General features: G+C 62.7%; 20 protein-coding genes. 16 read left to right on the top strand and 4 right to left on the bottom strand.

From position 1 onward, the window contains the following. Nucleotides 1-86: 86 nt before the first annotated feature. Entirely contained in the window at nucleotides 87-1,022 is a 936-nt protein-coding gene (locus tag NKH17_RS13700; RefSeq protein WP_352478010.1) for a choline ABC transporter substrate-binding protein, read from the bottom strand. Between the two features lie 237 nt (nucleotides 1,023-1,259). On the opposite strand from NKH17_RS13700, the gene NKH17_RS13695 reads away from it, so the two are divergent. The 8 genes from NKH17_RS13695 to NKH17_RS13660 all read left to right on the top strand — a co-directional run bounded on the left by NKH17_RS13695 (nucleotide 1,260) and on the right by NKH17_RS13660 (nucleotide 11,365). Continuing rightward, nucleotides 1,260-1,871 (top strand): thymidine kinase, encoded by a 612-nt coding sequence (locus NKH17_RS13695; protein WP_254819156.1) that lies wholly within the window; start codon nucleotides 1,260-1,262, stop codon nucleotides 1,869-1,871. A 126-nt stretch (nucleotides 1,872-1,997) separates the two neighbouring features. Then, nucleotides 1,998-2,387, top strand: coding sequence for a c-type cytochrome (locus NKH17_RS13690; RefSeq protein ID WP_352896085.1), 390 nt, complete (start codon nucleotides 1,998-2,000; stop codon nucleotides 2,385-2,387). Between the two features lie 122 nt (nucleotides 2,388-2,509). Further along, a complete protein-coding gene (locus tag NKH17_RS13685) occupies nucleotides 2,510-3,598 on the top strand; it encodes a hypothetical protein (RefSeq protein WP_352478015.1) in 1,089 nt (362 codons plus the stop codon). A 35-nt stretch (nucleotides 3,599-3,633) separates the two neighbouring features. Continuing rightward, the gene (locus tag NKH17_RS13680) at nucleotides 3,634-4,779 is read left to right on the top strand and encodes a hypothetical protein (RefSeq protein WP_352509802.1); all 1,146 of its coding nucleotides are present in this window, start codon (nucleotides 3,634-3,636) and stop codon (nucleotides 4,777-4,779) included. Nucleotides 4,780-4,803: 24 nt separating this feature from the next. Further along, nucleotides 4,804-6,714 carry an AAA family ATPase gene (locus NKH17_RS13675; protein ID WP_352896080.1) on the top strand — a complete coding sequence of 637 codons (1,911 nt, stop codon included), beginning with the start codon at nucleotides 4,804-4,806 and terminating at the stop codon, nucleotides 6,712-6,714. Nucleotides 6,715-6,933: 219 nt separating this feature from the next. Beyond that, the gene (locus tag NKH17_RS13670; RefSeq protein WP_352896078.1) at nucleotides 6,934-8,238 is read left to right on the top strand and encodes a DUF6638 family protein; all 1,305 of its coding nucleotides are present in this window, start codon (nucleotides 6,934-6,936) and stop codon (nucleotides 8,236-8,238) included. A gap of 15 nt (nucleotides 8,239-8,253) precedes the next feature. Next, complete coding sequence (locus NKH17_RS13665) at nucleotides 8,254-9,378, top strand: DUF2333 family protein (RefSeq protein WP_023679513.1); 1,125 nt, start codon at nucleotides 8,254-8,256, stop codon at nucleotides 9,376-9,378. 307 nt (nucleotides 9,379-9,685) lie between these two features. Next, on the top strand, nucleotides 9,686-11,365 hold the full coding sequence (locus NKH17_RS13660; protein WP_352702951.1) for a formate--tetrahydrofolate ligase: 1,680 nt from the start codon (nucleotides 9,686-9,688) through the stop codon (nucleotides 11,363-11,365). A 72-nt stretch (nucleotides 11,366-11,437) separates the two neighbouring features. Here the strand turns inward: NKH17_RS13660 and NKH17_RS13655 are convergent, their stop codons facing one another. Then, nucleotides 11,438-12,085 (bottom strand): cysteine hydrolase family protein, encoded by a 648-nt coding sequence (locus NKH17_RS13655; protein ID WP_352805847.1) that lies wholly within the window; start codon nucleotides 12,083-12,085, stop codon nucleotides 11,438-11,440. 124 nt (nucleotides 12,086-12,209) lie between these two features. Between NKH17_RS13655 and NKH17_RS13650 the strand changes: the two genes are divergently transcribed. The 3 genes from NKH17_RS13650 (at nucleotide 12,210) to NKH17_RS13640 (ending at nucleotide 14,371) form a co-directional block, all read left to right on the top strand. Then, on the top strand, nucleotides 12,210-13,199 hold the full coding sequence (locus NKH17_RS13650) for a helix-turn-helix domain-containing protein (protein ID WP_352896073.1): 990 nt from the start codon (nucleotides 12,210-12,212) through the stop codon (nucleotides 13,197-13,199). 186 nt (nucleotides 13,200-13,385) lie between these two features. Then, nucleotides 13,386-13,865 (top strand): type II RES/Xre toxin-antitoxin system antitoxin, encoded by a 480-nt coding sequence (parS, locus tag NKH17_RS13645; protein WP_302896769.1) that lies wholly within the window; start codon nucleotides 13,386-13,388, stop codon nucleotides 13,863-13,865. Next, on the top strand, nucleotides 13,862-14,371 hold the full coding sequence (locus NKH17_RS13640; RefSeq protein WP_352737713.1) for an RES family NAD+ phosphorylase: 510 nt from the start codon (nucleotides 13,862-13,864) through the stop codon (nucleotides 14,369-14,371). The genes parS and NKH17_RS13640 overlap by 4 nt, the downstream gene beginning before the upstream one ends. Before the next feature lie 59 nt (nucleotides 14,372-14,430). On the opposite strand, the gene NKH17_RS13635 is transcribed toward NKH17_RS13640, so the two are convergent. Further along, the gene (locus tag NKH17_RS13635; protein ID WP_352805855.1) at nucleotides 14,431-14,988 is read right to left on the bottom strand and encodes a sugar O-acetyltransferase; all 558 of its coding nucleotides are present in this window, start codon (nucleotides 14,986-14,988) and stop codon (nucleotides 14,431-14,433) included. Nucleotides 14,989-15,136: 148 nt separating this feature from the next. On the opposite strand from NKH17_RS13635, the gene NKH17_RS13630 reads away from it, so the two are divergent. The 5 genes from NKH17_RS13630 to NKH17_RS13610 all read left to right on the top strand — a co-directional run bounded on the left by NKH17_RS13630 (nucleotide 15,137) and on the right by NKH17_RS13610 (nucleotide 21,548). Then, a complete protein-coding gene (locus NKH17_RS13630; protein ID WP_352805857.1) occupies nucleotides 15,137-15,598 on the top strand; it encodes a DUF4126 domain-containing protein in 462 nt (153 codons plus the stop codon). Further along, the gene (locus NKH17_RS13625; RefSeq protein WP_352896068.1) at nucleotides 15,595-16,971 is read left to right on the top strand and encodes an FAD-containing oxidoreductase; all 1,377 of its coding nucleotides are present in this window, start codon (nucleotides 15,595-15,597) and stop codon (nucleotides 16,969-16,971) included. Before NKH17_RS13630 ends, NKH17_RS13625 begins: the two co-directional genes overlap by 4 nt. Before the next feature lie 131 nt (nucleotides 16,972-17,102). Beyond that, a complete protein-coding gene (locus NKH17_RS13620) occupies nucleotides 17,103-18,170 on the top strand; it encodes a M14 family metallopeptidase (RefSeq protein WP_352896065.1) in 1,068 nt (355 codons plus the stop codon). Nucleotides 18,171-18,395: 225 nt separating this feature from the next. Then, on the top strand, nucleotides 18,396-20,585 hold the full coding sequence (locus NKH17_RS13615) for an anthranilate synthase (RefSeq protein WP_352896062.1): 2,190 nt from the start codon (nucleotides 18,396-18,398) through the stop codon (nucleotides 20,583-20,585). 33 nt (nucleotides 20,586-20,618) lie between these two features. Beyond that, nucleotides 20,619-21,548, top strand: a complete 930-nt coding sequence (locus tag NKH17_RS13610; protein ID WP_502910596.1) for a cation diffusion facilitator family transporter — start codon at nucleotides 20,619-20,621, stop codon at nucleotides 21,546-21,548. Nucleotides 21,549-21,772: 224 nt separating this feature from the next. On the opposite strand, the gene NKH17_RS13605 is transcribed toward NKH17_RS13610, so the two are convergent. After that, nucleotides 21,773-22,873, bottom strand: coding sequence for a hypothetical protein (locus NKH17_RS13605; RefSeq protein WP_352902369.1), 1,101 nt, complete (start codon nucleotides 22,871-22,873; stop codon nucleotides 21,773-21,775). Nucleotides 22,874-22,931: the final 58 nt, after the last annotated feature.

Raw genomic sequence — 22,931 nt, 5'->3', positions numbered from 1 at the left:
CGCACGGTCATCTTGTCACAGGATATGAAAAAGGGCAGCCATTTCTACCGTGGCTGCCCCTTGTCTCGTCATGCCAGATGGTCGGGTCAGCTTCCGAGCGCCGTTTTCACCGCAGCCGCCGCATCGCCGCCGTCGAAGGTGGTGACGCCGGCGATCCAGGGGGTGATCGCGTCAGGGTGTTTCTTCAGCCAGTCGCTGGCGGCGGTATTGGCGTCGGCGCCCTTCAGGATCGCGTCCATCATCTCGCCTTCCATGTCCAGGTTGAACTTCAGATTGGCGATGAACTTGCCGGCGTTCGGGCATTCGCTCATGTAGCCCTTGCGTACATTGGTATGCACGGTGGCAGCACCAAAGCCGCTATCTCCCATCCCCTCGAGATAGGTGATCTTCATGGCGCCCATCACCGGATGCGGCGTCCAGCCGAGGAAGGCGATCCATTCATTGTTCTTCATCGACTGCTCGGCCTGGGTGAGCATGCCGGCCTCGGAAGACTCGACCAATTCGAAGCCTTCGAGATTGGTCTTCGGGTCCTTGATCATATCGAGGATGATGCGGTTGCCGTCATTGCCGGCCTCAATACCATAGATCTTGCCGTCGAACTTGTCCTTGAACTTGCCGAGGTCGGTCAGCGTCTTGACACCGGCATCGGCGACATAAGTCGGAACGACGATGCCATAGCCGGCACCGCTGAGATTTTCGCTGACGGTCTCGACCGAGCCTTCGGCGGTATAGTCCTTGATGTCGTTGGTCATCGACGGCATCCAGTTTCCAAGGAACACGTCGAGGTCTTTGTTCTTCAGCGACGCATAGGTCACCGGCACCGAAAGCTGGATCACCTGCGGCTCGTAACCGAGCGCCGTGAGCAGTACCGAGGCGACGCCGGTAGTCGCCTGGATGTCGGTCCAGCCGACATCGGACAGCCGCACCGTCTTGCAGCTTTCCGCATCACCGGCGAAGGCCCCAGTCGTGGATAGAAAAGCCGCCAGGCCGAGGCCGGCGACGAATGAACTCATGCGCGACATAGAAATTCTCCCATTTCAGTTCTCGGTGAAGCGAAGTGGCGGTTTTATCTCCACCTTTGTTCCGTCAGCCAAACACCATTCTGCTGCGGTTTCAAGCACTAAGGCAATCACGAACAACGGCGCAGACTGGCCGATCGGCGACACGCCCGCCGCTTTACGGATGGAAGTCGTCTTTTCCCGGTGGAATGTAGGCGCTCCCCCTCCCCGCTTTGTTGCAACTCGGCTTAAAAGGACGGCATGGCCAAGCTGTACTTCCATTATGCGACGATGAATGCCGGCAAGACGACGATGCTGTTGCAGGCCTCTTACAATTACCGCGAGCGCGGCATGACGACGATGCTGTTCATCGCCGGCCACTACCGCAAGGGCGATACCGGGCTGATCTCGTCGCGCATCGGCCTGGAGACGGAGGCCGAGATGTTCCGCGACGGCGACGATCTGTTTGCCCGGGTCGCCGAGCATCATGACCACGCCACGGTGCATTGCGTCTTCGTCGACGAGGCGCAGTTCCTCGAAGAGGATCAGGTCTGGCAACTCGCCCGCATCGCCGACCGGCTGAACATTCCGGTCATGTGCTATGGCCTGCGCACCGATTTCCAGGGCAAGCTGTTTTCCGGCTCGCGCGCCCTGCTGGCGATATCAGACGAGCTGCGCGAGGTGCGCACAATCTGCCGTTGCGGCCGCAAGGCGACGATGGTGGTACGCCTAGGGGCCGACGGCAAGGTGGCGAAACAGGGTGAACAGGTGGCGATCGGCAAGGACGTCTATGTCTCACTCTGCCGCCGCCATTGGGAAGAGGAAATGGGCCGCGCCATGCCCGACGATTTCATCGGCTTCATCAAAACCTGACCAGCGCGTTGCGTCCATCCGACCGCCCAGCCGACATTCGTTCGGCAATCGCGTCATCGTGCGGCGCTTGTTAAGGCCTGCTTCCTATTTTCAAAACCTCTCAGCCAGAGCCGTCGGGGAGTTCCCATGTTTCGAGCCATCTCATCTGCAACTGCTTCCCTCTTCGTCGGCGCTCTTGCCGCGCATGCCGACGGCGATGCCGCTCTCGGCAAGAAGGTCTTCAACAGATGCATGGCCTGTCACGAGGCAACGAGCGAACGCGACAAGGTCGGCCCGCATCTGCTGGGTGTCGTCGGCCGCACCGCCGGCACCGCGGACAGTTATCTCAGCCGCTACTCGCAGGGGATGAAGGACGCCGGCGCCGCCGGCCTGGTCTGGGACGAAATAAACCTTGCCGAATACCTGCGCGCGCCGCGGCAGAAGGTCCCCGGCAATAAAATGGCCTTCTCCGGCCTGACCAGCGACGAGGACATCGCCAATGTCATCGCCTACCTCAAGGCCGATCCCAAGCCCTGAGCGTGACCCCAGTTGCCTCGTTTCCTGGTGTCGCCCGTCTTCCGTCTTTCATTCGCCAAACCCGGCACATATAGTCACGGCGGTTTGCGACACGAAAACCGATGCCGAAGCGGGAGGCCCCAATGGCGACATTGCAGAATTTCGATGCCGAGATTGCCAAGACCAAGCAGGTCGTAGAGGACATGCGCACCAAGATCGAGCAGTCCGGTAGCGTGCTCGACACGCTCGCCACCGCCGACAAGAAGATCGGCGACGCCAATTTCGACATCGAGAATGCCCGCATCGAGGACGTGCTGAAGCAGCAGAAGGTGATGGAAGGCAATATCGCCGACCTGATCATCGGCCTGGAGGACGCCACCAACGTCTTCGGCGCCGAATTCGAGAGCATGAAGAACTACACCGGCTGGGAGAATTTCGTCGGCGTCTTCTCCAGCCAGCGCAAACAGCGCATGCGCACCGACCGCGTCCGCAACATGTCGCTGGCCGGCAATTTGCAGGAGCTGTTGGCGAAATCCGACACCATCGTCGGCATCCTCAAGGCGCAGAAGCAGGTTCTCGACACGCGCTACAAGACCTCCGAGGCCAGCCTGTCGCAGGTGATCGAGCGCCGCAAGACAACCATGTCCAATCTCGAGACCGTGCAGAAGCGCATCGAGGAACTCAACCCGATGCTGCTCGACATCGAGAACAAGATCGCCGCCTCGACCAGCCAGAAGGAGCGCACGCAGCTTGAAGGCGAACGCTCGAAACTGGCCACGGAATACAACGAAAAGCAGGCCAAGGAGCAGGAATTGCTGGCCGAGAGCCAGACGCTGGAGCGCTACACCTCGATGTTCCAGACCTTCGTCGATTCGCTCAACAATCAGATCGCGGCGCAATCGACGCTGATCAACAAGCTGACCATCGATACCGAGCAGCGCATCGTGCTGTACAAGGCCCTGGAAGATTCGCTGAAGACCGCCGCCCAGCAGGATGTCGCCCATAAGATCAACACGCTGGGCAGCCAGGTCGACAACACCGCCGAGGAGACCATGGCCGGCATTGGTGCCGCCTCGCAAAAGCACATCGGCGATCTGCTTGAAATGCACGAGAAGAACATGGTCGCCACCGCCGACATCCAGCGCCGCAAGAAGCTCGCCGACGACGCCTTCGCCCGCCGCTTCGACGATGTGATGAAGAAGCACAATTCGGCAAATTACGTGCAGTCGTAATTGCTGCACGTGCACTGCTCCCAAGGGCTGGCAGCATGACCCCCGAAAACGAAGCCGCGGCGCGCTATTTCTCGGCGATCGCGGCTGCACTTGGCGGCCTCGAAGTGTTCATGCGCGACGATCGCTCGCCGCTCTATCGGCACGGCATCGTCGCCAAGGTCGTCGCCGAATATATTGCGCGGCTCGAAAAGTCGTTCTCGTGCTGGCGCAACCGGCTGGGTTTCACCGAGACGTTCCGCATCTCGCGCGCCGAAAGCGGTTTTCCGGTTTTCCAGAACCTGCTCGAACTGGAAAACGACCGCCTCCAGGCCGACAGCCGTCTCGCCGTCATCCCTTCGGCCAGCGAGCTGCGCGAGGAAATGGCCGACTTCATTCTGCGCCACAAGGAATTTCCCGAAGCGTTGCAGAAGTCGATGGCCGAGCGGCTTTACCTCGAAGACGTCAAGAGCGGGACCACCTTCGGCCCGTTCACGCTCGCCCAGACGGCCAAGGTTTCGGTCAACCCGAAGACGCTGCGGCCCTATTATCTGGTCCACTGGGCCTGCTTCGACGGCAGCGCCAACCTGCCGCTGGTCTACATGGCGACGGTCGAGGATTCCTCCGACGACATGATCCGGCAGCTGGTCGATAGCAGCGGCAAGCTTAATGAGAGGGTCGACATTCCGCTGCCGGTCGACGGCTTGCTCAATCCCGAACTCGCCCACCGTTTCGACGATTTCACCGAGAAGAATTCCGCCTACACGCTGTCGCCGGCGACGATCGCGGTCAACCTCGACAAGGATTTCGAGACGCTGCATCCCAAGCAGCTGCGCCGCGTCGTGCTCGGCCCGTTCTATTCTGCCGGCATTACCGACAACAATTCGACGGTGAACGAAGTGCTGGCCAAAGTGCGCAAGCCGGAAAACGCCTGGCTGCTGACCTGGACTATCCAGGAGGTCTTTTCCAAGGCCGAGAAGCCCGGCCGCAAGGGGCTGTTTTCGAGCGAGAAGACGACGCAGGAATTCTTCATCAACACCGACGATCTCGAGGCCGCACGCCAGGGCGTGTCGAGCTACGAGAACCACGCGCTGATTCCGCATGAGGCCTATCAGTCGCTTTACGCCGCCGGCGAGGCGCAGAAGATCTTTTCGGGCTACAAGGTCCATATCCTGTCCAAAGGGCAGGTCATCAGCGACGTCTGACCATCAAATCGCGGAGTATCCTCCATGGACACCGGTCTGACCACCATCCCGGAAGCGGCAATCGAAAAGCACCGCGCCACTGCGCAAAGTTTCATCACCCGCATCGTCGTGCTGGAGGACCCATCGCGCGAATCCGGTACCGCGCTTGCCGGCACCAACCGCCGCTTCGTCTCGACCGTTTCGGTGGGCTCGGTTCGCCGCACGCGCGAGGTCGAGCTCGCCAAAACCGTCGCTGCCGTCCATCCCGACGACCAGCTGCTGACCATCCCGCAGCACACGCTGCTGTTTCGCGCCCGGCGTGGGCTGGCCATTGCGTTGGCAATATCCGATGTCTTCGCCGAAGGCTCTGACCTCGAAAGCCTGCAGGCGAAAAACGCCCGCGCGCCGCTCGAAGGCGACGAGGCCGCCACATTCAAAAAGCTGCTGTCGGCTTCGGCCTATATTTCCGCCTTCAGCTTCGCCTCCTATCTGTTCCAGCTGATCGATAGCGACGGCGAGGCGCCGAACGACACGCCCGAGCCGGACTTTCTGTTCGACACGCCCCAGGATGCGGTGAAATCGATCGTGGCCGGCCTCGACAGGGCGATATCAGGCGCGAAGGACGACGCCGACCTGATGACCCGGGCGCGCGCCTTTGCCCGTATTGCCATCGATGGGCTTTTGGCGCGAAAAGGCCGCTTCGACGGCATCGGCCCGTTCGAGAACGCGCATATCCGCATCGACGTCGACGATTTCACGCTCGATGGTTTCGACGTCGCGCCGGGCAAGCGGGCAAAACCGTTGGTCATGACCTTCAAGAAGCCGGAAGAGGTCGTCGGCAACCACATCGCCAAGTACCAGTCGGTCAAGCTCGCCAAGATGCTGATGGCCTACGACTTCGAGCGCGAGCTGAACCCATTCGTCGAACTCGGCGGCTTCCTGTTCACCTTCATCGGTGACGGCGCGCCCGGCACCGGCAAGACGACGCTGATCCAGATGATCGCCGGCCTTCTCAACGGCTACTGCCAGGTCGCCGGCTATCCCTTCGCCTACGAGAATTTCGGCGTCGACCAGATCTCCTCCTACCAGGGCAAGTCCGGCCAGAACTGCCGTCAGTTCATCAACAATGTGCTGAACCCGCGCGTCATCGGCTTCGGCACTATCGACGATATCGACCAGGTCGCCGCACGCCGCTCCGACGATCGCGCCTCGGCCGGCCAGCAGGAAATCACCGGCGTCCTGATGGACGCGTTCGGGGGTGCCGGCACCGTGGTGCGCGGCAACTGCTCGTTCGGCATGTTTTCCAACTATCCCGAGAACGTCGACGACGCATTGCGCCAGCGCGCCGGCGCGCGCTGGCTGGTCGATGGCCCGCAGAGCCGCGACGACTACATCGACATCTTCGTTCTGCTCGCCGGCAAGAACCACAAGATCCCGCTCGGCGATCACAAGCTCTACGCTGCCCAGGAAATCCAGCGCGCGGTGATGGAGGCCTATGAGGAACATGAAAAGCCGCAGGAAGACGGGCTGATGAAGGTCTACGAGCGCTATATGAAGGAGAACGGCGCACCGAAGACGATGGCCGACATCGGCACTTATCTGCACATGATCAAGGATGCCGAGCCGCGCTTTACCGGCCGCGCCATCAAGAACGTCACCGACGCGATCAAGATGCGTGCCATGGACATCGAATTGCCCGACGAGTGGTTCGAAAAGCCGGAAGCCTTCATGCACAAGGGTTACGACGACAAGAAAGCCATGATCGAGGAACTGCGCGGGCCATTCTCGATGGACATGGTCATGCAGGAGATCAATCGCTATGCGGATTCCGAATTCCGCTATTCCGACAAGTCCGACGACGCCGCGGTGAGCAAGATGATCCGCGATACTCGGCTGCGGGAGCGTGCCGTCCGCGAGATTGAGGAGATGAAGAAGAAGGGGCTGTGGAATGCGTGAGATGCGCCGACGCCCCCTTCTCCCCTTGTGGGAGAAGGTGTCGCCGAAGGCGACCGATGAGGGGTGCTCCAGCTTGGCGCCGATGGCGCTCCGTCCAGCACCCCTCAACCGTCTTGGCGCTGCGCGCCAATCCACCTTCTCCCACAAGGGGAGAAGGGGCGCTCGCACCCCTCATCCGCCCTTCGGGCACCTTTTCCCCGCGAACGGGAAGAAGAAAGCATGAGCCCCGCCAAGAAGCCCGATCTGCTGCGCGACAACGAGCTGATCTACGGCCGGCTGCTGACGATCGACGAGCCGCATCTCATCCAGCGCTACAACAAGGCGATGGTCGCCTTCGGGCTGAAGCCGACCAAGCTGAAAAGCTTCGAGATCGACCGCACCGGCTTTTCACCGCAGGTCGCCGAGGAATGCGGCGACTACAACTACCTCGATCCGAACGAGGTCAACCGCCGCTTCATCATCCTGACGCCCTCGCAGATCGACCTGCCGGTGGTGCACACGGCATTCTCCAACACCTCGCTGCTGATGTACGAATTCATGTCGAAGAACCAGCGCGCCATCGATGCGCTGACGATCAAGGACGTCATCTACGGCGAGATCGAGGACTCGGTCCCCAAGGTCGACGACATCGAGGACCTGCTGTCGATCAACCAGGTGGAATTCAAGGTGCTGTCGGCCGAGGATGTGCTCGGCAAGGCCGCCGAACTCGGCAAGCTGGTCGACCGGCTGAAGCAGGAGCCGGATGCCTGGCGCGACAACGCCATGCTGGCCCACATGGTCGAGCTGGCGAAGATCTGCGGCGACATCCGCGAGAATGCGCTGGTGCCGGACCAGGTGATCTTCCGTCACAATGCCTATTGGACCAGCCATTTCGGCGGGCTCTATGTGTTCGTCGATCCCGACGTGACGACGGTGATCAGCGACCCGGCAGCGCCCGGTTTCCGCCGCTCGCGGCCGTGGCAGGTGAGTTACCTTTCGATCCACGATGCCGACAAGGTGTTCAAGTTCCTCGCCTCGACCGGCCGCATCGAGCTGCCGCGCGCCTCATGGATCGAAACCTCCGGCTATCTCGAGCATCGCGCCGAAATGGTGGTGCGCGCACTGATCCGCGACGCCGAGCCCGACCGCAATCTGACCGATGTCGACAAGGTCTGGCTGCAGACCTGGATCCACGGCCATGCCGATCTGATCACCAGGGACGGCAATTTTCCCTTCCTCAACGCGGCCAAGCGCGAGATCGCCCAGCTCGGCCATCTCAAGATCGAGGATGTGTTCCCGCAGCAGCGCTTCCTGGTCATCCGCGCCAAGCCGGACCATCCCGACGCCTGGCTGACCAACCAGCTGATCTCGGACTTCGTGCCGCAGGACTTCGTCTCGCGTTACGTCTTCAACAAGCCGGGCTTCTACAGGGATTATGACGGCTTCAGCGACGCCTGGCGATCGCATGTTGTGGACGTTCTGAAAACCACATATTTGAAGGACAAGGTGGCGTTTCGCACACGCCTCTACGGCTTGACTGACTGAGGGGGTGACATCGCCATGCTTGATCCGATCGTGAATTTCTTCACCCGGATTTTCCAGTGGATTGGCCGCGGCATCGGCCTGCTCATCGGCGCGATTCTGTGGCCGTTCCTGTGGGCGGGGCGCTGGTACACGCAACGCGGCTGGATCCTGAAGGCGGTGCTCGGCCTGGCTGTGCTCGTGCTGATCGGCCTCTATGTCAATTTCTTCTATGCCACGCAGTGGTGGAACAATTTCGACCCGAATTACGTCGACAAATACACTTTCGAAAAACGCAACAGCTCCGCCGGTGAACAGGTTTCCGCCGGCGCCGGCACCGACACGGCCAAGACCTGCGGAAATTCAGCCATTGCCCAGGTTGCTGCCGACCTGACCGACTTCAACGTCAACCAGAATGCCTGGGTGTCGTCGATGATCCTCTACAAGCTCGGCCTGTTCGGCATCGACTGGGACCACACGCCGTTCATGGACAACAAGGCTTCGTTCCAGCGCGGCATCAACCAGGCGGTGCGGCGTACGGCGACCGAGCTTGCCGATAATCTCGGCCGCGTCCGCACCACCTCGCAGATCGACGCCGACCTGCAGGACGCCCGCGGCAATCTGCAGTTCGACGAGGAAACCTGGTATTTCGGCCTGAACCCGTTCGGCCCCAAGACGCCAACGCCGAGCTACTATCGCGACGCGGTGCGCAAGCTGCGCTCCTTCAACGCCCGCCTCGCAGCCTGCCAGGCGACGTTCGATGCCCGCGCCGACAATCTCAAGCAGTATATCGACCGCATCTCGTCCGATATCGGTTCGACCTCGGCGATCCTCAAGGAGCGTGCCGAAAACCACAATAATGGCTGGTTCGACACGCGCGCCGACGATCGCTTCTGGTTCGCCTATGGCCAGCTCTATGCCTATTACGGGCTGATGAAGGGCGCACAGGCCGACTTCGAGGACGTCATCAAGGAAAAGCACCTGCAGAACCTGTGGGATACGATGGACGCGCAATTCGTCTCGGCGCTGCGCATCCAGCCCTTCATCATCGCCAATGGCCGCGAGGACGGCTGGCTGTTGCCGACACATCTGACGACGATGGGCTTTTACATACTCAGGGTGCGCTCGAACATGGTCGAGATCAGCAACGTGCTGACGCAGTAGCGGATCGTTCCGCACAGCCGGCGCTGGTGAATTTGCGCCGTTGCTTCTGTCGCTTTTCGCGTATTAGGCGGCTGTTTTGAGACGGCGGAACCGCCCCTGCTCTGGCTTCTATACGGCGCTGCAACCGGCGCAAAAAAGAACCTGTAGCAGAGCGGCCGGCGGCAGAGGTATTTTCTTCGCAGGAAACATAGTTGCATGAAAGTTGACGCCGCGGCAGCGACAGGGGTAGAACATGCTCGCGCCTGCAATGCCGGGCTGTTCTTGCGACCACACTAGTCAAATCCGTCCAATCCAGAGGGAAGCCGTCATGGCCGAAGTGAAGTCCGACATCGAGATCGCGCGCGGCGCCAGGAAGAAGCAGATCCAGGAGATCGGCCAGAAGATCGGCATTCCGAGCGAGCATCTTCTGCCCTACGGCCACGACAAGGCGAAGATCTCGGCCGAGTTCATCAAATCGGTGAAGGGCAACAAGGACGGCAAGCTGATCCTCGTCACCGCCATCAACCCGACACCGGCCGGCGAAGGCAAGACGACGACGACGGTGGGCTTGGGTGATGGCCTCAACCGCCTCGGCAAGAAGGCCATCGTCTGCATCCGCGAGGCTTCGCTCGGACCGAATTTCGGCGTCAAGGGCGGTGCCGCCGGCGGCGGCTACGCGCAGGTCGTGCCGATGGAGGACATGAACCTCCACTTCACCGGCGATTTCCATGCCATCACCACTGCCCATAACTTGCTGTCGGCGCTGATCGACAACCACATCTATTGGGGCAACGAGCTCGGCATCGACACCCGCCGTGTCGTCTGGCGCCGCGTCATGGACATGAACGACCGGTCGCTGCGCGAGATCATCTGTTCACTCGGCGGCGTCGCCAACGGTTTCCCGCGCGAGGCCGGTTTCGACATCACAGTCGCCTCGGAAGTTATGGCCATCCTGTGCCTGTCGACCGACCTGAAGGACCTGGAAAAGCGCCTCGGCGACATCATCGTCGCCTATCGTCGCGACAAGTCGGCCGTCTATGCCCGCGACCTCAAGGCCGACGGTGCAATGGCCGTACTCCTGAAGGACGCCATGCAGCCCAATCTCGTGCAGACGCTGGAGAACAACCCGGCTTTCGTCCATGGCGGCCCCTTCGCCAACATCGCGCATGGCTGCAACTCCGTCGTTGCCACCACGACGGCGCTGAAGCTAGCCGATTACGTCGTCACCGAAGCCGGTTTTGGCGCCGATCTCGGTGCCGAAAAGTTCTTCGACATCAAATGCCGCAAGGCCGGCCTGAGGCCGGCAGCGGCGGTCATCGTCGCCACGGTTCGCGCCATGAAGATGAATGGCGGCGTCAAGAAGGAGGACCTCGGCAAGGAGAACGTCGAGGCGGTCAGGAAGGGATGTGCGAATCTCGGCCGCCACATCGAGAACATCCGCCAGTTCGGTGTGCCGGCTGTGGTCGCCATCAACCATTTCTACTCCGACACCGAGGCCGAGATCCAGGCGATGAAGGACTACGTCGCCTCGATGGGCGAAGAGGCGATCCTGTGCAAGCACTGGGCCCAGGGATCGGCCGGCATCGAGGAACTGGCCAAAAGGGTCGTGGCATTGGCCGAATCCGGCGCGTCGCAATTTGCCCCGCTCTATCCCGACGCCATGCCGCTGTTCGAGAAGATCAACACCATCGTCCAGCGCATCTATCGCGGTTCCGAAGCGATCGCCGACAAGTCGGTGCGCGATCAGCTCCACGCCTGGGAGCACGCCGGCTACGGCCACCTGCCGGTCTGCATGGCCAAGACGCAATATTCCTTCTCGACCGATCCGAATCTGCGCGGCGCGCCGACCGGCCACACCGTACCGGTGCGCGAGGTCAGGCTGTCTGCCGGCGCCGGCTTCGTCGTCATCATCTGCGGCGAGGTCATGACCATGCCCGGTCTGCCCAAAGCGCCATCCTCGGAAAAGATCTTCCTGAACGAAATCGGCCAGATCGAAGGCCTGTTTTAGGGATAATCAGTGCTCGTACGGCAAAGGGCGCCGCAACGCTGCGGCGCCCTTCTGCCTGTCCGCAATGGTCTCCTACGCTGCGCTCCGCGCCAGCGCGCGCTGGTTGGAGGCATAGGGTGTGTCGTGCTGGGGTACCGCGCCGGTCTTCAGGCACTCGATCCATTCGGCGGTTTTGAGAACGGCCGCGAAGCGCGATTGCAGGACGATCGTCATGACGCGATGGATTTCCTCCCCCGACGCGTAGCCGGCGCTGTTGGCGTAGGGCAATGACCCCGTTGCGTCCGATAGGAACTCCACCTCGAAGCCCATATGCACGGCGTGGATGACCGTCGAGAGGTCGCAATTATGTGTCATGTAGCCGATGACAGTGATCGTATCGATAGAGTTGGCGCGCAGCCACTCCTCGAGGTCGGTCCCGGTGAAGGCGCTTGGCAGGTGTTTTTCGACATAGTGGTCGCGGTTTCGCCTGGCGATTTCCGGGTGCAACTCGGCGCCGTGGCTGCCCTTGGCGAAAACCGGTGAGGTTTCCGGTGCCAACTGCTTGATGACCACCACCTTGACGCCTGCCTCGGTGGCCGCATCCATCGCTCGCGCCACATTGACGACGCTGTCGCGGAAGGGCGGATGCTGGATGGCGAGGTTGCCGCCGTCATAGTCGTTCTGAACATCTATGACGATGAGGGCGCGGCGTGGAGCTTTACCTGTGGCTGGTTGCGACATGGGGTTTTCCTTTCCCGTTGGACAGTGATGGATGGACGATAAGCTCGCCACGGGAACGCAAAAAGTGTCCCAATTGACATTCGAAAGAATTGGGACAATCGCCTCACCCGTTGCTGGAGCTCCCATGACCGATCCTGCCGTTGCCGCCATCGCCTTCGATGGCATCAGCCCGTTTCATCTCTCCGTGCCGTGTCTCGTGTTCGGCGCGGATCGCACGGAACTCGGACTGCCGCGCTTCGACTTCCGGGTCTGCGCGATTGAGGACGGGCCGATCCGTACCGATGCTGGGCTGACCATCAGCGTCCCGCACGGGCTTTCCGCGCTCGATGACGCCGACATCGTCATCGTGCCAAGCTGGAAGGATCTCAGGAGCTCGCCTCCAGCCGCATTGATCGACGCGTTGCTTGGCGCGCACGAGCGCGGCGCGCTGATCGTCGGACTGTGCTTGGGAACGTTCGCTGTTGCGGCGACCGGACTGCTTTCGGGGCGGCGAGCGGCGACGCACTGGGCCTACGCGGATCAGCTGCAGGAACTCTATCCCGACATTCTCGTCGAACCGGAAGTGCTCTACATCGACAATGGCGATGTCGTGACATCCGCCGGCGTCGCCGCCGGGCTCGACTGCTGCCTGCACGTCGTGCGGGCTCGTTACGGCGCGGAGGCGGCACTTCGCCTGGCCCGGCAGATCGTGCTTTCTCCGCATAGGCAGGGCGGGCAGGCTCAATTCATCGAACGTCCCATCGCCAGGACCGGCATTGCGGACCGCTTCACCCAGGCTCTCGAAGCGGTGCGCAAAACCCTGGGTGAGCCGCACAGTCTGGACAGCGTTGCCGGTCACGCCGGCCTCACCCGCCGGACGTTCACGCGCCGTTTCCAGAAAACGATCGGCACCAGTTTTGGTGACTGGCTGACCGACCAGCGCGTCCAGCTGGCGCAGCGGCTGCTGGAGGCAACGGAGAAATCGATGGACACGGTTGCCTTCGAGGCCGGTTTCGGCAGCGCCACCTCGCTGCGCCAGCATTTCGCGGCGCGGCTCAGAACCTCGCCGGCGCAGTACCGGCGCGAATTCTCGAAGAGTGCTCAGGAGGAGCGCGTGGCGCACATGCCGAGGTGAAATTCGGCTCGCGCTCGATTCCAGGGCAATCGCTTCAGTGCCGACGTTGGACTGCCATCCGGCCCGAGCAGGCTATCTTTTTCTCGGAGCATTTGCCCTGCTCTCGATCCTGTCGTACTTGAAAGGCTCTGCGTCATCTGTCATATATTAAAGCGACAGATGACGCGAAGAGGGCTCGCCGTGGCGATGGCATTGGAAAAGGCTGCGCCAGCAGCAAAAAACAATGAACTTCAGAAGGTGGCGAAATTGCTAGGCGGCAGCCGCATTCTGGCAAGGCGCCTCAGCAGCGCTTTGGATGCCCACGAGTTGCTTCTGCACGGCCTGCCGGCTTCAGCGCTGGACCATCTTATCGGGCAACTCGTCTTCATCCAGAAGACTGATTCGCTGGAGAAGGCCGTCGGCATGAGCCTACGCACCTACCAGCGCCGCAAGGATGCTCCTTCCAAGCCTCTCAGTCAGGACCAGAGCGGACGAACCTGGAAGTTCGCGGAGATCCTGTCGAAAGCGACCGACGTGTTCGGTTCGCAGGTGGAGGCAGAGCAATGGCTGGAGCGCCCGGCGATTGGGCTCGACCAGCGTCGTCCAATCGACCTTCTGGCGACACCGGCGGGGATCGAGCTTGTAGAAGACTATCTGGAACGGCTTGAATATGGCGTTTATGCATGACGCCGCTGCCGGCGGCGCTTGGTGGCTCCGACCTCATCGGATGGCGCCTCGATCAAGCCGCGTTTGCGCCTGCATGGGATAGTGGCGAGGGCGCATACAGGGTGGGCGGACGCTGGAACAGCAAGGGCGTGCGCGCCGTCTACTGCTCGATCGATCCGTCGACTGCGATCCTCGAAGTTGCGGTCCATAAGGGCTTCAGGGCGCTCGACACGATAGCGCATGTCATGACGGCAGCGATCGTCAGCGATGTCGCGGATGTGCATATCGTCGACCCTGCGGCCGTGCCCAACCCCAACTGGTTGCGCCCGGGCATTCCGAGCTCCGGACAACAGGCGTTTGGCGACGATCTTCTGCAACGGCACCGCTTCGTTGTGATTCCGAGCGCCGTATCGCAGCATAGCTGGAACCTGATCTTCGACGCGAGCCTCGCCAGAGGGGCATACGCCATGAAGACCCAGGAGGCGTTTGCGCTCGACACACGGTTGCATCCACCTCCGGCCAAGTGACACAGCCGCCCCCATGTCCACCAGAACGACGACATGACCGGCGACGGAAGCACAGGTGCTCAGCCGTTCCTGATTATCCGTGCCGGATTACCAACCACCGTGGTGTTCGCCGCGACGTCGCGCGTCACCACGGCACCGGCGCCGACGATGGCGCCGTCGCCTATCCTGACCCCGCCGAGGATGATGGCACTGCCGCCGATCCAGGCATTGTCGCCGATCTCGACGGGCCTGGCGATTTCCAGCCCTGCCTGCCGCCCAGCAGTCTCCCCGTGGTGCTCGGCGCAATAGATCTGCACATTGGGGCCGAGCAGTGTTCCCTTGCCAATGCGGACTGGCGCCGTATCGAGAATGATGCAGCCGGCATTGAGGAAGCCGCGGTCGCCGAGAAAGATGTTGAAGCCATAGGCACAGTGGAACTGCGCTTCGATCCGGGCGCCCTCGCCCGCAGCGCCGAGCAGCGTCCGCAATCCAGGCCCGATATCGCCACGCTGCCGCGGTGGCAGGCTGTTGTGCTCGAACACCGCGTCGCGCGACGTAATGCGCAGCGCCTCCAGTTCCGGATCGAGGCAGCAATACCACTCGCCCGCCGCCATTTTCGTGCGTTCGCTCGCCGTCATGGCCGCAACTCCAGTTTCAATCTCTGCCAAAGCACAAGTGTTGCAAATACGGGAAGCGCCGGCGGCGACACCACCTCTGGTCAAATACCGGACCTATGGTAGCCTGCCCTCTCGGATATGTCCCAAGCCGGCCATCGAGGGATCAATCATGCTGTACATTCTTGCACTCCTGATTGGCATCGTTGCCGGGCTTCGCGCCATGACCGCGCCCGCCGCGGTCGCCTGGGGCGCCTGGCTTGGCTGGTTGCCGGTTGCCGGCACCTGGGCGAGCTTCATGGGCCACTGGATCGCTGTCGGCGTCTTCACCATCCTGGCCATCGCCGAGCTGGTCACCGACCAGCTGCCATCGACGCCGAGCCGCAAGGTGCCGCAGCAATTCGGCACGCGCATCGTCCTGGGCGCTTTCACCGGCGCGGTGATCGGCGCCACGGACGGCGCCACCATAGGCGGCCTGATCGCCGGCGCCGTTGGTGCGGTGATCGGCACGCTGGGCGGCGCCGAGGCGCGCAAACGCCTGGCCACCGCCTTCGGTAAGGACCCGCCCGCCGCCTTCATCGAGGACGCGGTGGCGATCGTCGGCGGGCTTCTGATCGTGGCGGCGGTGGCATGATGGCAAAGGCATTCGACGCCATCATCATCGGTGCCGGGCAGGCCGGCCCACCGCTCGCCGGCCGGCTGAATGCGGCCGGCATGAGCGTGGCGCTGATCGAGCGAAAGCTGGTCGGCGGCACTTGCGTCAACACCGGCTGCACGCCGACCAAAACGATGGTGGCAAGCGCCTATGCCGCGCATCTCGCCCGCTCCGCCGCGGATTACGGGGTGACGCTATCCGGTCCCGTCGGCGTAAACTACAAGGCGATCAAGGCGCGCAAGGACAAGGTCTCCAACGACGCCCGCGGCAATCTCGAAGACTGGATTGCCGGCATGGACAAATGCACGCTCTATCGCGGCCATGCGCGCTTCGTAAGCGCCAACACGGTGCGCGTCGGCGACGATCTGCTGAGCGCCGAAAAGATATTCCTCAACACCGGCGGGCGCGCCTCGGTGCCCGACCTGCCCGGCGTCCACGATATTTCGTATTTGACCAACTCGTCGATGATGGATCTCGACGAGCTGCCGCGCCATCTCATCGTCGTCGGCGGCAGCTATGTCTCGCTCGAATTCGCGCAGATGTTCCGCCGCTTCGGTTCCGAAGTCACGGTCATCGAAAAAAGCCCGCGTCTGATCGGCCGCGAGGACGAGGACGTCTCGGACGCCATTTTGTCGATCCTCGAAAACGAAGCCATTGCCGTCCATCTCGGCGCCGACGACATCCGCTTCGCCAGGCGAGGCAACGAAATCGCCGTGACCTTCGCGCCAGGCAAGGCGGCTGCGGTCGGCTCGCATGTGCTGCTGGCGCTCGGCCGCACGCCAAACACCGACGATCTCGGCCTCGACAAAGCCGGCGTCGAGGTCGACAAACGCGGCTTCATCGTCGTCGACGACCAGTTGCGCACCAGCGTGCCCGGCATCTGGGCGATGGGCGACTGCAACGGCAAGGGCGCCTTCACCCACACCTCGTACAACGATTACGAGATCGTCGCCGCCAACCTGCTCGACAACGATCCGCGCAAGGTCAGCGACCGCATCGAGGCCTATGCGCTCTACATCGACCCACCACTCGGCCGCTGCGGCATGACCGAGACAGCGGTAAGGAAATCCGGCCGCCGCGCCTTGGTCGGCCAGCGGCCAATGACCCGCGTCAGCCGTGCAGTCGAAAAAGGTGAGACGCAAGGCTTCATGAAGATCCTGGTCGATGCCGACACCATGGAGATCCTCGGCTGTTCGATGCTCGGCCCGGGCGGCGACGAGGCGGTGCACTGCGTGCTCGACCTGATGTATGCCAAGGCGCCGGTCAGCACGCTGGCGCGCGCCGTGCACATCCACCCGAACGTCTCGGAGCTTCTGCCGACCATCGCCCAGGAACTCAAGCCGCTGGTGTGAACCGGGCGTATCGCGCGAACCCTCGCGCATCCCGCCGAGTAGGCTCATTGCGCCCATAGCGCCGCTGGCTGGACCAATCGACAAGCGCGCCGGCGACGGGCATGTCTTCCGAACTCTTGACGGAGGACAGCATGCAGAGGTCCATCGAACGCATCGCCGGCGACAGCGAAGGCGTTTCCTACGAATTCCCCGTCTTCCGCTTCGCCGGGTCGGACAAGACGGCGCCTTCCGCCTATCTGCAGGCGGCGCTTCATGCAGGCGAATTGCCGGGCGTCGTCGCCATCGACACGCTGATGCCGATGCTCAGCAAGGCGGAAGCCGAAGGCCGCATCACCGGCAATATGACCATCGTGCCCTGGGCCAATCCGATCGGCCGCGCGCAATATCTTTACGGCGACCATCAGGGCCGCTTCCATCTGGGCACGCGCACCAATTTCAATCGCGGCTTTCCGCGGCTCGCCGCGCCCGACGTCGCCCTGCTGCCGATGCACGGCACGGTCGACCAGCGGCTGAAAACGCGGCTGCTGCAGCTCTCCATCGGCCACGACATTGTGCTCGACCTGCATTGCGACGATGAGGGCCTCGCCTATCTTTACGTCCACACCAGCCTGTGGCCGGCCATGGCGGATTGTGCAGCGGCCATGGGCGTCGATGCGGTGATGCTGTGGCACGAAGATCCCGACGGCACCTTCGAAGGCGCCTCGATCATGCCGTATCAGAACGTTCCAGCCGACGTGGCGCGCCTGGACCGGCGTGTCGCCACCACGGTTGAATATCGCGGCATACTCGATGTCGACGGCGCCCTGGCCGGCGCCGATGCCGAAGGGCTCTACCGGCTGCTGGTGGCGCGCGGCGTCATCCAGGATCAGGCGCTGCCCGCGCCTGGCAGCTTCGTTGGGCCCAGTTTTTTTACCGGTATTGTCGCGCCGCTCGAAAACATCGAGATGATGCCGGCGCCCCGCTCGGGCGCGATCCTCTACGACGTGAAGCCGGGCGACCGCGTCACCAAGGGTGTGCGCCTTGCCACCATCGTCCACGCGCCCGGCGAGCCCGACGGCCGCACGGAAGTGTTGGCGCCGCAGGCGGGCCTCATCCTCACGCGGCGCTCCCGCCGCATCATCCGCGCCGGAGAAGACCTCCTGAAGCTGGTCGGCGACGAGACGAGCGCCGATGCAAGGTCGGGAACGCTGGAGGACTGAGGCCCGCATTTGAATCCAGTTGCGCGGCCGTCCAATCGCCGCTATGGGAATCGCCATGAATATGCGTTCGATCAAGACCGTGTGGTGGTGGGCTCGCTGACAGCGGCCTGTTCGAACGCGTTCGCGTGACAATAGAGGGTGGCCGCAGCGGAATGTCCGGGCGGCCATTTGTTTTTTCAAGCCATTCCCGGGTCCGTTGCCCCAAAGACGCTGATGGAGACGGCAATGACGACGAAAATACTGGAGAATGGAGCCGAGCGCTTCGTCACCGCGGGCGGCGTGGCGATTACCCGCCAGCGCCATGACCGGCCGTATGAGGGAGCGATCGATGGCTATGTCGACGGGCTGAATTCGCGCCGCGGCGCCGTGTTTTCCTCGAATTACGAATATCCCGGCCGCTATACGCGCTGGGACACCGCCATCATCGATCCGCCGGTGGTGATCTCGGCACGCGGCCGCGCTATGCGCATCGAGGCGCTGAACCGCCGCGGCGAGGTGCTTTTGCCGGTGATCGGCACGGTGCTTGCCGGCCTTGACGATGTCACGATCGCCGAGACGTCGAACAAACTCGTCCGCCTCGAAGTTGCCAAGCCCGGCCGTGTCTTCACCGAGGAGGAACGCAGCCGCGTTCCCTCCGTCTTCACCGTGCTGCGCGCCATCACCGCCTTGTTCAAGACCGAGGAAGATGCCAATCTCGGCCTCTATGGCGCCTTCGGCTACGACCTCGCCTTCCAGTTCGATCCGGTCGACTACAAGCTCGAGCGCAAGCCAAGCCAGCGCGATCTCGTGCTGTTCCTGCCCGACGAGATCCTCGTCGTCGACCACTATTCGACCAAGGCCTGGACCGACCGCTACGACTATTCCGGCGATGGCTTCTCGACCGAAGGCCTGCCGCGCGACGAAATCGTCGAGCCGTTCAGGACCGCCGACCGCATCCCGCCGCGCGGCGACCACGAGCCCGGCGAATATGCCAAGCTGGTGCGCAAGGCGATGAAGAGCTTTGAGCGTGGCGACCTGTTCGAAGTGGTGCCGGGGCAGATGTTCTACGAACGCTGCGAAACTCAGCCCTCCGAGATTTCCCGCAAGCTGAAGAGCATCAACCCTTCGCCCTACTCCTTCTTCATTAATCTCGGCGAGGGCGAATATCTGATCGGCGCCTCGCCGGAAATGTTCGTGCGCGTCAACGGCCGCCGGGTCGAGACCTGCCCGATCTCCGGTACCATCAAGCGCGGCGACGACGCCATCTCCGACAGCGAGCAGATCCTGAAGCTGCTCAATTCGAAGAAGGACGAATCCGAACTCACCATGTGCTCGGACGTCGACCGCAACGACAAGTCGAGGGTCTGCGAGCCGGGCTCGGTGCGCGTCATCGGCCGCCGCCAGATCGAAATGTATTCGCGCCTGATCCACACCGTCGACCACATCGAGGGGCGGCTGCGCGAAGGCATGGACGCCTTCGACGCCTTTCTGTCGCATGCCTGGGCCGTCACCGTTACCGGCGCGCCGAAATTATGGGCCATGCGCTTCATCGAGCAGAACGAGAAGAGCTCGCGCGCCTGGTATGGCGGAGCGATCGGCATGGTCAATTTCAACGGCGACATGAACACCGGCCTGACGCTTCGCACCATCCGCATCAAGGATGGCATCGCCGAAGTGCGCGCCGGCGCCACGCTGCTCTTCGACAGCATTCCCGAGGAAGAAGAAGCCGAAACCGAACTGAAGGCATCCGCCATGCTCTCCGCCATCCGCGACGCCAAATCAGGCAACGCCGCCAGCACCGAACGCAGCACCGCGCGTGTCGGCGATGGCGTCAATATCCTGCTGGTCGACCACGAGGACAGTTTCGTCCATACGCTGGCCAACTATTTCCGCCAGACCGGCGCCAACGTCTCGACGGTGCGCACGCCGGTGCCGGACGAGATCTTCGACCGGCTGAAGCCAAACCTGGTCGTGCTGTCGCCCGGTCCCGGCACACCGAAGGACTTCGACTGCGCCGCCACCATCAATCGGGCCCGTGCACGCGACCTGCCGATCTTCGGCGTCTGCCTCGGGCTGCAGGCGCTGGCCGAGGCCTACGGCGGCGAGCTGCGCCAATTGCACATCCCGATGCACGGCAAGCCGTCGCGCATCCGCGTGTCGAAGCCGGGCATCATCTTCTCCGGCCTGCCCAAGGAGGTGACCGTCGGCCGCTACCATTCGATCTTCGCCGATCCGGTGCGGCTGCCCGATGGTTTTGTCGTCACCGCCGAGACCGAAGACGGCATCATCATGGCCTTCGAGCACCGCAAGGAGCCTATCGCCGCGGTGCAGTTCCATCCGGAATCGATCATGACGCTCGGCCACAATGCCGGCATGCGCATCATCGAGAACATTGTCGCGCACCTGCCGCGCAAGGCCAAGGAAAAGGCCGCTTAATTTTGAGGGCTCAGTGTTGGGATTTCTTCCCCAGTGACCGCGGTGGATAACAAAGCCGCCGCCAGGCAGAAGGTCGCCAGCCTCGCCTTCTGGTCGATCATCGTCGCCTTCGTCGTGCTCGGCCTGAAGCTGGTGGCCTGGTACGTCACCGGTTCGGTTGCGCTTTATTCGGACGCGCTGGAATCGATCGTCAACGTCATTGCCTCGGCGGCCGCCTATTGGGCGATCCAGGTCAGCTACAAGCCGGCCGACCAGGACCATCCGTTCGGCCATCACAAGGCCGAGTATCTCTCGGCCGTCCTGGAAGGCGTGCTGATCGTGCTTGCCGCGCTGCTCATCCTCAACGAGGTCTGGTGGTCCTGGCAGCATCCCGCCCCGCTCGAACAGCCGTGGACCGGCCTTGCCATTAACGGCGTCGCAACGGTCATCAACGCCGTCTGGGCCTTGACACTGATCCGCACCGGCCGAAGCGAAAAATCACCGGCGCTGGTTGCCGACGGCAGGCATATCATGACCGACGTGGCGACCTCGGTCGGTGTGTTCATCGGCCTGGTCGGCGCCGTGCTGACCGGCTGGCAGGTTCTCGATCCGGCTCTTGCCGTGATCGTCGCGCTCAACATCCTGTGGCAGGGCTGGCACGTCATCGGCTCGTCGATGAACGGGCTGATGGACCGCGCCGTCGATACCCAGGAACATATCCGTATCCGCGACATCATCTCGGCCAATTGCAAGGGCGCGCTCGAGGTCCACGACCTGAAGACGCGCATCGCCGGCCGCGCCACCTTCATCGAGTTCCACTTGGTCGTCGACGCCGACATGTCGGTCGGCGCCAGCCACGTCATTTGCGACCGCATCGAAGACGCGCTGAAGGCCGAAATCCCTTCCGTGCGCGTCATCATCCATGTCGAACCCGACGACGAAGCGAAACTGCCCAAGGGCACGACGGCCGTGCCGTTCGCGTGAGGTGGCGTCGCGGAGAAAACATCGCTCAGTCGTGATCCTTCGCGCCCCCCTCTGTCCTGCCGGACATCTCCCCCTCTAGTGGGGAGATTGGATGTCGCTTCGGGCTTCGCCAATCTCCAACGACAAGCGCTGTCGGCGAAGCTGCCGATCTCCCCCCTTGAGGAGGAGATGTCCGGCAGGACAGAGGGGGGCGCTGTCCCGCCGGCGTCGCGGTTCTCAACTGCTCAAAGCCCGCAGGCAGCCTGCGGCATCGGCTGCAGCCGGTAGACCTTGTCGTCGGACATTGTGTCGCCTGCCGCCGCCTTCGAGCACAGGTCGACGATCGGCAGGCCGCTGTTCGGGTTGGCCAGCATCATCGTGCCGTTGGCGCCGCGGCGAAGGAAGACCTCCTTTTGCGCGATATCGCAGGAGGCAGCACCCGTCTTCGCGCTCGCCGCGCAGCGCCATTGGTCGCCCTCGCCCTGGCAGTTGTAGGCCTGCGTGACCTTGGCCGATTTCTGCCGCGTGGTAACCGAAACGGCGATGTCGGCGCCGCTTGGCCAATTGGCCGGATCGCCCTCCTTGGCGAAAGACGCCAGCTCGACCGGTCCGCGGAAAACCCTGATCGACTGGGTCAGCTGATCGGGATGCGAGCCGAGATGCGCGGCGTCGTAGTCGCGTCCGTAGCAGAAGGCCTGGTCCGGCTTCAGTCGCTCGCGCAATGGCGGGCCAAGGGCCGGATCGATCGGGTCGATGCGCGCGAACTCCGCCTTGCAGGTCGCGGCCGGCATCGGGTCGAGCCTGAAGCCGTTATCGTCCTTGCCCAGCGCCTGCCTTTCGTACTCCGCCTTGCCGAGCTCGTCTTCCGAGCCGGCGTCGAGATAGAGGTCGGGCTGCACGTCCGAGACAATCAGCCGGCCTTTGTCGTCGACCTTCAGCGAAGCCATGGTGCGGTCGCAGTCCATGCCGCAGCGGATCGGGCCGGTCTTGCCATCCTCCGACTCATGACTGCACCAGCCACCGAGCCATTCCGGCGCCTCGGCGCCGCGCACCGTCGTCGCCATGAAGCCATTGTAGGAGGAGTCGATGCCGGCGCTTGGCTCCTCGTTTGGCCGGCTGACCGGATCGCGGCCGTAATAGAAGAAGATGCGCGCCACCTTCTGGTGCGGATGCGACTTGAGATGCGCGGCGTCGTAGACGCGGCCGAAACAGGCGTCCTTGCCGTCCGGGCTGAGCTCGGTGAGTTTGAGCATGTCATCGGCGAAAGCAGCGCCGGCGACGGCGGCAAGCAAGGCAACCCCAACTCCGGCGCCCACAATGGTCCCCATTATGGTCCTCGACGTCATGCTACCCCTCCATTGCCCCGACAAGACGTGGCGTCAATTTATGCTAGGATCGCGGCCG

Origin of the sequence: Mesorhizobium sp. M1334, from assembly GCF_040317995.1 — a bacterium.
Taxonomy (GTDB): Bacteria; Pseudomonadota; Alphaproteobacteria; order Rhizobiales; family Rhizobiaceae; genus Mesorhizobium.
The sequence above is the reverse complement of the archived record's forward strand: the minus strand, read 5'-3'. Positions and strand labels throughout refer to the sequence as shown.